General features: G+C 40.4%; 11 protein-coding genes and 1 tRNA gene. 9 read left to right on the top strand and 3 right to left on the bottom strand.

The genetic code is table 11. The features are described 5' to 3' along the window. Window position 1 precedes the first annotated feature (1 nt). The gene (locus CVT14_RS06320; RefSeq protein WP_021089312.1) at window positions 2-781 is read right to left on the bottom strand and encodes a flagellar motor protein MotB; all 780 of its coding nucleotides are present in this window, start codon (window positions 779-781) and stop codon (window positions 2-4) included. Next, the gene (locus tag CVT14_RS06325; protein WP_021089326.1) at window positions 781-1,548 is read right to left on the bottom strand and encodes a motility protein A; all 768 of its coding nucleotides are present in this window, start codon (window positions 1,546-1,548) and stop codon (window positions 781-783) included. The genes CVT14_RS06320 and CVT14_RS06325 overlap by 1 nt, the downstream gene beginning before the upstream one ends. A 136-nt stretch (window positions 1,549-1,684) precedes the next feature. On the opposite strand from CVT14_RS06325, the gene glmU reads away from it, so the two are divergent. The 7 genes from glmU to truA are packed head-to-tail and all read left to right on the top strand — an operon-like array spanning window position 1,685 to window position 8,060. Continuing rightward, on the top strand, window positions 1,685-2,995 hold the full coding sequence (gene glmU / locus CVT14_RS06330) for a bifunctional UDP-N-acetylglucosamine diphosphorylase/glucosamine-1-phosphate N-acetyltransferase GlmU (protein WP_021089334.1): 1,311 nt from the start codon (window positions 1,685-1,687) through the stop codon (window positions 2,993-2,995). After that, window positions 2,982-4,154 carry a bifunctional phosphopantothenoylcysteine decarboxylase/phosphopantothenate--cysteine ligase CoaBC gene (gene coaBC, locus CVT14_RS06335; protein WP_107849959.1) on the top strand — a complete coding sequence of 391 codons (1,173 nt, stop codon included), beginning with the start codon at window positions 2,982-2,984 and terminating at the stop codon, window positions 4,152-4,154. The genes glmU and coaBC overlap by 14 nt, the downstream gene beginning before the upstream one ends. Then, a complete protein-coding gene (locus CVT14_RS06340; protein ID WP_107849957.1) occupies window positions 4,151-4,837 on the top strand; it encodes a hypothetical protein in 687 nt (228 codons plus the stop codon). The genes coaBC and CVT14_RS06340 overlap by 4 nt, the downstream gene beginning before the upstream one ends. 3 nt (window positions 4,838-4,840) lie before the next feature. Beyond that, the gene (gene uppS / locus CVT14_RS06345) at window positions 4,841-5,512 is read left to right on the top strand and encodes a polyprenyl diphosphate synthase (protein ID WP_107849958.1); all 672 of its coding nucleotides are present in this window, start codon (window positions 4,841-4,843) and stop codon (window positions 5,510-5,512) included. Between the two features lie 7 nt (window positions 5,513-5,519). Then, window positions 5,520-6,308, top strand: coding sequence for a prepilin peptidase (locus CVT14_RS06350; protein ID WP_107849960.1), 789 nt, complete (start codon window positions 5,520-5,522; stop codon window positions 6,306-6,308). Continuing rightward, window positions 6,301-7,329, top strand: a complete 1,029-nt coding sequence (locus CVT14_RS06355) for an LptF/LptG family permease (RefSeq protein WP_021086950.1) — start codon at window positions 6,301-6,303, stop codon at window positions 7,327-7,329. Before CVT14_RS06350 ends, CVT14_RS06355 begins: the two co-directional genes overlap by 8 nt. Next, window positions 7,329-8,060 carry a tRNA pseudouridine(38-40) synthase TruA gene (truA, locus tag CVT14_RS06360; protein WP_021089324.1) on the top strand — a complete coding sequence of 244 codons (732 nt, stop codon included), beginning with the start codon at window positions 7,329-7,331 and terminating at the stop codon, window positions 8,058-8,060. The genes CVT14_RS06355 and truA overlap by 1 nt, the downstream gene beginning before the upstream one ends. Window positions 8,061-8,101: 41 nt before the next feature. On the opposite strand, the gene CVT14_RS06365 is transcribed toward truA, so the two are convergent. Continuing rightward, a tRNA-Arg gene (locus CVT14_RS06365) sits at window positions 8,102-8,178 on the bottom strand. A gap of 109 nt (window positions 8,179-8,287) precedes the next feature. Here CVT14_RS06365 and CVT14_RS06370 point away from each other — a divergent pair. After that, complete coding sequence (locus tag CVT14_RS06370) at window positions 8,288-8,473, top strand: hypothetical protein (protein WP_021089322.1); 186 nt, start codon at window positions 8,288-8,290, stop codon at window positions 8,471-8,473. Between the two features lie 50 nt (window positions 8,474-8,523). Beyond that, window positions 8,524-9,348, top strand: coding sequence for an adenylosuccinate lyase (locus tag CVT14_RS06375; RefSeq protein ID WP_021089313.1), 825 nt, complete (start codon window positions 8,524-8,526; stop codon window positions 9,346-9,348). Window positions 9,349-9,447 lie beyond the last annotated feature (99 nt).

Raw genomic sequence — 9,447 nt, forward strand, 5'->3', positions numbered from 1 at the left:
ACTAATTCCTCGTATCAAGGATACTTTTCTTAGTAGCCTCTTTATTTTTTGGCTCGAGCGAGACGAAGTGAATTTCTACTCTATTGTTTTTGGCTCTGCCCTCGTCTGTGCTGTTGCTAGCGATCGGATCAAAAGAGGCTCTGCCAGAAGTGATAAGTCTCTCTTGTGGTACGCCGTCACTTACTAGCTCTTCAAGCACGCTTAGCGCCCTTGCAGTAGAGAGCTGCCAGTTGTTTTTGTATATAGAGTCTTTGCTTGGATTTGTATTATCAGTGTATCCGATGATATCCGTTTTTACTTCATTTGGCATTTTGGCTATGATCATGCCTATTCGCTTTAAAAAGAGCTTTGCATCCTCGCCAGAAATTTCAGCACTATCTTTGTCAAAGAGCATCGCAGCTGGAAGCCTAACGATAAAGCCGTCCTCGCTCTCCTCCATCGTGATCTCAGGTGCCCCACTAGCCGTTAGTAGCTCATTTATCTTTTTGACAGTCGCACTCATCTCGTTTTGAGCGCCTTTTTGAGCTTTTGGCTTTGGAGTGCGTCTGCTTTCAGGATCTGTCTCCTTTTCTACCTGACTATCTGGTCTCGCGCCACCTTCTAGTACGCTTAGCGCACCAGCTAGTGAGCCAACAGCAGCCTCCATCTTTTTAGCGTCCATCGTAGCCATAGAAAGGAGCAAAACGAAGAAGCAAAGCAGAAGCGACATAAGGTCACCAAATGACGCTAACCACTCAGGCATGCACTTTGGGCACTCTTCTGGTTTTATTAACTTACCCATTATTCAAACTGACTTTTTCTATCTTTTGGAGGTAAAAATGCTAAAAGCTTAGCCTCAAGCGTTCTTGGGTTATCACCTGCTTGTATCGCCATGATGCCCTCTAAAATGACTTGTTTCTCAAGCGCCTCATCAGCATCGCGGATCGAGAGGATATTTGCAACAGGTGCGCCGATGATGTTACCTATCATTGAGCCATAAAGTGTCGTAAGCAAGGCAACCGCCATAGATGGACCGATCGCACTAGGATCTGACATATTTAGAAGCATCGCAACAAGACCAATGAGCGTTCCGATCATACCCATCGCACCTGCAAAACCACCTACTTGCTCGAAAATTTTGATGTTATTGGCATGTCTTGTGCTAGTTTGATCTATATCGATCTCCAAAAGCGCTCTGATCGCATCTGGCTCGTTACCATCGACCGCCATAGAAAGACCCTTTTTTAAAAACTGATTTGATTCATTATTTACTTCGCTCTCAAGTGCTAAGATGCCATCTCGCCTAGCCTTGGTTGAATAATCAACTACTTTTTTTATAGTCTCAGGTAAATTTACAACAGCTGATGGCTTAACAGCGACACCATAAAATTTACCAACACCTTTAAGCGTCTCCATCTTGAAGCCAACCATCATAACGCCGATAGTACCACCAAAAACGATCATCACAGAAGGGATATCGATGTATGGTCCTATACCAACGCCTATCGCCATTGATCCAAACAAAAGCACCAGGGTCAAAACCCAGCCGACGACGGTTCCTAAATCCATTTAAACTCGCTTTATTTATAAATTCTTAAGAATTGCTATTTTATTAGCTTTTTGTTGAAACAATCGTTAAATTAAAAAAAATGTTTGCCATTTTTTGCTACAATCTGCGAAATTTTTAACGTTAAAAGGCTTAAAAATGAACAATAATACTTCAATCATAATCCTAGCTGCTGGTCTTGGTACTAGGATGAAATCAAAACGCCCAAAAGTCCTATTTGAGCTATGTGGCGAGCCAATGATCATTCACATATTAAAGCAAGCTTATGCGATCACAAATGACGTTAGCGTCGTGCTTCACTACGAAAAAGAGTTGATCAGCAAAAAGATAAAAGAAATTTTCCCTCAAACTAAAATTTTCGAGCAAGATCTAGCAAATTTCCCAGGCACTGCTGGCGCGATAAAAGGCGTAAATTTAAGCGGTGAAAAGGTGCTTGTCACTTGCGGCGACATGCCACTTGTTAGATCAACCGATCTTATGCGTCTAGCAAATGCCGAAGCAGACGTGGTTATGAGCTCATTTGAAGCGGCAAATCCTTTTGGCTACGGCAGAGTCATCATAAAAAACGGTAAAGTTGAGGCCATCGTCGAGCAAAAAGATGCGAGCGAAGCGCAGCTTGCTATAAAGAGCGTAAATGCTGGCTGCTACTGCTTTAAACGCGAGGCGTTAGAGCAAATTTTACCGCTCATAAGCAACCAAAACGCGCAAAAAGAGTACTATTTAACGGACGCCATAAAAATAGCAAACGAAAATGGCTTAAAGTGCGTTGCAGTAAATGTAAATGAGCAAAATTTCATGGGCATAAATGATAAATTTCAGCTAAGTATCGCTGAAAAAATCATGCAAGATGAGATCAAGCAAAATTTGATGAAAGCTGGCGTTTTGATGCGCATGCCTGAGAGCATTTTCATAGACAGCAGAGCTAAATTTGAAGGCGAGTGCGTGCTAGAAGAAAACGTAAGCATCCTTGGCGAGTGCGTCATCACTGAGAGTATCATCAAAAGCTCATCGGTGATCGAAAGCAGCGTCATCAAAAACTCAGACATCGGCCCGCTAGCTCACATAAGGCCAAATTCTGAAATTTCTGACACGCACATAGGAAATTTCGTCGAGGTTAAAAAAGGCGTTCTTAGCGGCGTAAAAGCTGGACATTTGAGCTATCTTGGCGACTGCGAGATAGAAAGTGGCACAAATATCGGTTGTGGCACGATCACATGCAACTACGACGGCAAGGCAAAATACAAAACCAAAATCGGTAAAAACGTCTTTGTAGGCTCAGATACGCAGCTAGTTGCCCCTGTAAATATCGCTGATAACGTCATCATCGCAGCTGGCAGCACTATCACAAAAGACGTTGAGAGCGGCGCTCTAGCTATCAGCAGAGGTCGCCAAGAGAATAAAAGCGGCTTTTTTGAGAAATTTTTTGGCAAAGACGATGTTAAAAAATAAGAAAATTTTACTTGCCGTTTGCGGCAGTATCGCCTTTTATAAAGCTTACGAAATTTTATCGCTGCTTAAAAAGCAAGGCGCTGATGTTTATGTGGCTTTAAGTGACGGAGCGCTTGAATTTTGCAGTGTAAGCGGCTTTGAGGGGCTAAGTGAGCATAAAATTTTAAGCTCACAAACGCAAAACTGGCAAGATGGCGTAAATCACATAGCCTACTCTAAAATGGATCTAGTCCTCATCGCACCTGCCTCGGTAAATACGATAAATAAGCTAACAGCTGGCATTTGCGACAATGTCTTTATGCAAACGCTAATCGCCGCCTCGCACGTGCCTTTAGTCGTTGCCCCTGCTGCAAATAATAATATGATCGAGCATTTTGCGACGCAAAATTCGCTTGAAATTTTAAAGAAAAACGGCGCTTTAGTGGTTGAGCCAGTGCTTAAAACTCTAGCTTGCGGCGACGTTGGTAAGGGCGGTCTTGCAAGCCCTGAGATGATAGTAGAAGCTGCCATTAAAAGGTTTAGCAAGCCACTTTTTGCAGGCAAAAAAGTGGTGATAACTGGTGGTGCGACAACCGAAAAGATAGATGATGTAAGAGCCATTACAAATTTCTCAAGCGGAAAGATGGCAAGAGCTTTGGCTAGAGCCTTTTACTACGCAGGTGCAGAGGTAAAACTGCTTGCTAGCTTTGAAACCACAAACGAGCCATTTGAGAGCTTTAAATTTAGCTCAAGTAGCGAGCTTTTAGAGCTTTGCAAGAGTGAGTGCAAGGGGGCAAATTTACTTGTAATGTGCGCTGCGGTGAGCGATTTTGTACCGACAAAGATAGATGGCAAGATAAAAAAAGAAGACGTTGGAGAGAGCTTAAATTTAAGCCTAAAGAGAAATGTCGATATTTTGCAAAGCTTAAAAGAGTTTAAATGTAAAATGATAGGCTTTAAGCTTGAAATTTCAAACGAAAGTGCTCTTAAAAGTGCAAGATCAATGCTAGAAAAAAAAGGGCTTGATGCAGTTTGTCTAAATATTTTAGGCGAGAAAAATGGCTTTGCAAGCGAGCAAAACGAGGTAAATTTCATCACAAAAAATAACGAGATTTTACTACCGCTTGCCTCAAAAGATGAGATTGCAGGGCGTATCGTGGAGCTAGCAGCAAATTTATGATAGAGCAGATCTCACGCGTCCAAAAGATAGCAAACAACAGCCAAGCTCCGTTAGTAGCGATAAATTCGTCCTTGCCACTTAGCATTTTGGTGAGCCAAAAGGTTGGCTTTAACAGATACATCTTAAATTTCGCAAATAGGAATTTAAACACAAAAAGCGTAAAAGAGCTAAACGTAGGCTCAAGATACTGGGGCGAGGTGCATAGTCAGGGCAAAAACATCGTCATAAAAAATTTATACGAAAAACCAAGAATTTTAGATGAGGACGTTTTGGCTGATGGGCTAAATTTGATAGAAAATTTGGTAAAAAACGAGAATTTATCGTGGCTTTACAGCTATTTATTTAAAAACTTAAGCGAAGTTAAAACAAAAGATGAGATGAGAGTGCTGGCAAAAATGCTCTTTGCCCTGCAAGAAAATGTCGTGCATATACCATTTGCGTATAGCGGTACAAACGGCATTTTTCAGCTTAAAAAAGAGGCAAATGAGATGAGAGTTTTTCTTGTTTTTTCAAATTTTGCGCCGCTTATTTTTAAATTTAAAGATGAAAATTTATATGAGATCGCAACTCCATTTAGCAACGTCGCAAGCTTGCTAAAAAGCGAATTTGGCACCGCAGTTGTGGTACAAAACGTAAGTGCTCTTTGGAGTAAAAAAGAGCAGATAATTGACTTTAAAGGCTAGATATTGAACAAACTTAACCACCTAGCTATCATCATGGACGGCAACGGACGCTGGGCGAAAAAGCGCGGATTTTTGCGGACAAATGGGCACGAAGCTGGGGCAAATGTGGTGAGCGATATGTGCGAATTTTGCATCGATAATGGGGTGAAAATTTTAAGCCTTTATGCATTTAGCACCGAAAACTGGAAAAGACCGCAAAAAGAGGTTGATTTTTTGATGAATTTGCTTAAAAAATTTCTTCTTTTAAAGCGTGATGATTTTATAAAAAATGGGATCAAATTTAACACGATCGGTGACATCTCGCCATTTAGTGACGAGCTAAAAAATGAGATATCAATCACCAAAAGTGCGACACGTGAGAACGCAAATTTATTATTAAATTTAGCGATAAACTACGGCTCAAAAGATGAGATCATTAGAGCTGTGCGAAAACTAAATTTAAAAGGCTGCGAGATAAATGAAGCGAGCCTAAATGCGGCACTTGATGAGAGTGAGCCGGTGGATCTTCTCATTAGAACTGGTGGCGAGAGCAGGCTTTCAAATTTCATGCTCTGGCAGGCAAGCTATGCGGAGCTATTTTTCGCGCCGACACTTTGGCCTGACTTTGGTAAGGATGAGCTTGCAAGCATTGTGGCTAAATTTAAAGATATAGAGCGAAGATTTGGCGGAGTTTAGTGAGATAATGGATATTTTGGTCATTTTTTTTGCCGTCTTTGCTTTTGTTTTTGGCATCTGCGTAGGCTCATTTTCAAATGTGCTAATCTACCGCTTGCCACGAAGTGAAAGTATAAATTTCCCAGCCTCTCACTGCCCAAAATGCTCTCACAAGCTAAATTTTTATCACAATATCCCGCTTTTTTCATGGCTATTTTTAGGCGGCAAATGCGCCTTTTGCAAGCAAAAGATAAGCCTTGTCTATCCACTCGTTGAGCTAGCCTCTGGATTGTTTTTTCTGATCTGCTTTTTTAAAGAGTGCGGCGAAATTTTAAGCGTAGAAACCTTGCTTTATGCGCTATTTTTAGGGCTTTGCTTTATCATGCTACTAGCCCTTAGCGTCATAGACATAAGGTATAAAGCCGTGCCAGATGCGCTTCTTTTTGCGGCGCTGTTTTTTGCATTTGCCTACGCCTTGCTACTTTTTATCTTTAAAGGAAATTTCGCTCAAATTTTAAATTTAATCCTCTTTGGTCTTTTGTTTTGGGCGCTGAGATTTGTCGTGAGCTATGCGATGAAAAAAGAAGCCATGGGCAGTGCTGATATCTTTATCGCAGCGATCATCGGAGCCATTTTGCCAGCTAAATTTGCCCTTGTGGCGATCTATCTGGCGGCACTTCTTACGCTTCCAGTCTATGCGATCGTTCGCAAAAAGGGCTATGAGCTAGCCTTTGTGCCATTTTTAAGCTTGGGACTGCTTGTCACCTACGCTTTTGATGGGCAAATTTTAGAAATTTTAAGGTTCATTTATGAGTAGAGTAAATAAATATCTTTTGTTTAACTTTTTAGGCACGTTTGCATCGCTATTTAGTACGCTTTTTTTGATCATGTCGATCGTCTTTTTCATCCAGATCGCGCGTATCACCTCATATATCGAGATCAGCTTTGGCGAGCTCTTTAAACTCTACTCATTTATGCTCCCACGCGTGCTGCTCTTTGTCGTGCCTATCGCATTTTTCGTCTCACTTGCGATGACGCTTTTTCGGCTATCAAAAGAGAATGAAAGTATCGTTATCTTCACACTTGGTGGCTCGCCAAACAAAATAGCAAGATTTTTCTTAGCTTTTTCAGCCCTTTTAAGCGCTGCCTTGCTGGTAGTTGCCATCGTCATGATACCGATAGCCGCCCAGCTAAATGCAAATTTCATCGACTATAAAAAGACAGTCGCAAAGCTAAATTTAAAGCCAACCCAGTTTGGACAAAAATTCTCCGACTGGATGGTCTATGTGGGCAGCGAAAGCGAAGACAAAAATGGCACAACCTACAAAGATATCGTGATGTTTAACCCATTTGTCAAAGACTCACAGCGCCTAATAACCGCCAAAAACGCAAAGATCATAAACGTGGGCCAAAGCGTAGAGCTCTCTTTAAACGAGGGCAAAATGTATGACATCAGAGATGAAATTTATCACCAAAGCAACTTCAAATCAATGAAGATAAGAACCGCCCAAAGCGAGGAGATAAGCGACGTTGGCAGCATCAAAGAGTACTGGATGGATGCAGCTAGCAGCGATAAACGCAGAAAAGACCTTAGCACCTATGTCCTAGTGGCCCTCTTCCCGCTTGCTAGCACGCTCTTTGCGATCAGCCTTGGCATCGTTACGTATAGATACGAAAAGGGTATGGTCTATGTTGGCACTTTTGGCGTTTTATTTGGCTATTTTACGCTCATAATGCTCTTTTCATCAAAGCCAGCGCTTGCGATACCGCTTATATTTTTCGTATTTTTACTAGCTGGCGTCTTGCTTTATAAAGCCAAGATCACACGAAGATACTGATGAAAATTCAGCTAATCTACAGCTACGATGGCTCGAAATTTCAAGGCTCGCAGACCCAGCCGCATGAAAACGGCGTAGAGGATGAACTTGCTCGCGCCCTAGCTCACGTTGGCATTTTTGAAAGAGTGATCTCTAGCTCGCGCACCGATAAAAGCGTGCACGCAAACAACCAAAGCTCAAGTGTCGTTTGCGGCGATTACTTTAAAGACTTGAGACGCTTACAGGATCTTATAAACCGCCATGCACATCCAAGCATTCACATAAAACGCATAAATTTGGTGGATGATAGCTTTCAAGCGAGATTTGATGCGGTCGCAAGATCGTATAGATATGTGATAGATCATGGCAAATTTGATGTTTTTAGCTCAAATTACAAGGTATTTTTGCCTAAATTTGATATCAAAAAGGCAAATGAAATTTTGCGAAATTTTATCGGTGAGCATGATTTTAGCGCATATATGAAAACTGGGAGCGACACAAAAAGCCCAGTGCGCGAAATTTATAAAGCGTTTTGCTATGCACGCAAAGAGCAAACTATCATAATTTTTAAGGCAAATGGCTTTTTGCGTGGTCAAGTGCGCCTCATGGTTGCAAATTTGTTAAAAGCGCTAAAGCAAAAAGACGGCAGCGAGCTCATCAAAGCTTCACTAAATGGACGTCCTGCCCTAACTCGCATACCAGCACCTGCTGAAGGGCTATATCTAAATAGAGTTTTTTATAAATTTAACTAATCTCAAAAGTGGTCTGAAAATAAAATTTGAGGAGAAAAGGATGGTGCGCCCGAGAGAATTCGAATCTCTGACCTTTTGAACCGCAATCAAATGCTCTATCCAGCTGAGCTACGAGCGCACATGAAAAATTAAGTTGTGATATTAACCAAACTTTCCTTAAAAAGAGATTGTATTCATTTTAAATTTATAACCTTTTTAGTAAAATCCTTTGAGCAAAAGGAGCAAAAATGAACGATTTTTTCGATAGTCTAAAAGAGATCAAAAAAGAGCTTACAAAAGAGCAAGGCGTGGCAAAAAAGCCCCAAAAAGAAGCCGCTTCTCACACAAAAGAGGAGGCGATCTTGCACAAAGAACAAAAGCTAAGAGATGAGTTTTTGGCATATACAAAAGATAGCAATATCAGGAAAATTTAACTTTGGAACGCTAGTTGCTTTAAATGGGGATATTTTGAATGGAGAAACCCATGAATATAACCCAAACTTTAGAATCTTTAAGCATTTTAACCGATAGCGACGCTCTTTTTTGCGAGCTTCGCGCACTGATAAGTAAAAATTTCACAAAAACCCTAGCAAACAAAGACAAGATCATCTCTTTTTACGAAGAAAGTGAGATCCCGCAACGAAAATGCTTCTTAAAATTTATAAAAAAACTCTACGAAAAACAGGGCAACGAGCTTGACGTAACCTTTGCAAAATACAAAACCATAAAACTATCTTTAGTGCAAAGAAACGCCCTAACAAATATCTACAACATCGACATTGAGTTTTTATATGGCGAGATGATCTTTACGCTAAACAACACTCCAAGAGCTTTTGCTAGCTACATTTTGCAAAATTTTAAAGACAATGAGTCTAAATTTGATGAGAAAAATCATAAATTTAGCCTAAAAATAAAAAAAGATAGCGACTTTGACTTGATAGAAGAGATCATTTCAAGACGCGAGCACCTAAAATTTATAGTAAATTTTAACTACAATGAAATCAAATTTAAAGAGTTTAAAAGAAACTACAAGATCCAAAACTCGGCCAAATTTAAAAGTCGCTTCAGCGCTTTGGCAAATTTACTAGAAGAAAATTTTGAAATTTTAGGCTGCTCGAACAATGATAGCTTCGAAACCGTAAGAGATAGCTACCTAGCCCTTGCTAAAATTTATCACCCAGACAGGCACTCAAGTAAGAGCGAAAGCATAAAAAATGAGTATAACGCTAAATTTAAAAAGATCCAAGCAGCTTACGAGGGGCTAAAACCATTCTTTAAAAATCAAGATAATTTTATAAAAGTTGGCTAGATAAGATAACACTTAATATAAATTTAATCGGCGGTTTTTGCCTAAGAGCATTTATCGTTCTTGGAGCAATTTATATATTTTAATAAACTTTCTTCCTTT

Origin of the sequence: Campylobacter concisus (genome assembly GCF_003048445.1) — a bacterium.
GTDB lineage: Bacteria > Campylobacterota > Campylobacteria > Campylobacterales > Campylobacteraceae > Campylobacter_A > Campylobacter_A concisus_BF.

What these genes read in the sequence shown, in the direction of transcription:
- CVT14_RS06320 (WP_021089312.1), bottom strand. Translation starts at nt 781, where the DNA reads ATGGGTAAGTTAATAAAACCAGAAGAGTGCCCAAAGTGCATGCCTGAG.
- CVT14_RS06325 (WP_021089326.1), bottom strand. Translation starts at nt 1,548, where the DNA reads ATGGATTTAGGAACCGTCGTCGGCTGGGTTTTGACCCTGGTGCTTTTG.
- glmU (WP_021089334.1), top strand. Translation starts at nt 1,685, where the DNA reads ATGAACAATAATACTTCAATCATAATCCTAGCTGCTGGTCTTGGTACT.
- coaBC (WP_107849959.1), top strand. Translation starts at nt 2,982, where the DNA reads ATGTTAAAAAATAAGAAAATTTTACTTGCCGTTTGCGGCAGTATCGCC.
- CVT14_RS06340 (WP_107849957.1), top strand. Translation starts at nt 4,151, where the DNA reads ATGATAGAGCAGATCTCACGCGTCCAAAAGATAGCAAACAACAGCCAA.
- CVT14_RS06350 (WP_107849960.1), top strand. Translation starts at nt 5,520, where the DNA reads ATGGATATTTTGGTCATTTTTTTTGCCGTCTTTGCTTTTGTTTTTGGC.
- CVT14_RS06355 (WP_021086950.1), top strand. Translation starts at nt 6,301, where the DNA reads ATGAGTAGAGTAAATAAATATCTTTTGTTTAACTTTTTAGGCACGTTT.
- truA (WP_021089324.1), top strand. Translation starts at nt 7,329, where the DNA reads ATGAAAATTCAGCTAATCTACAGCTACGATGGCTCGAAATTTCAAGGC.
- CVT14_RS06370 (WP_021089322.1), top strand. Translation starts at nt 8,288, where the DNA reads ATGAACGATTTTTTCGATAGTCTAAAAGAGATCAAAAAAGAGCTTACA.
- CVT14_RS06375 (WP_021089313.1), top strand. Translation starts at nt 8,524, where the DNA reads ATGAATATAACCCAAACTTTAGAATCTTTAAGCATTTTAACCGATAGC.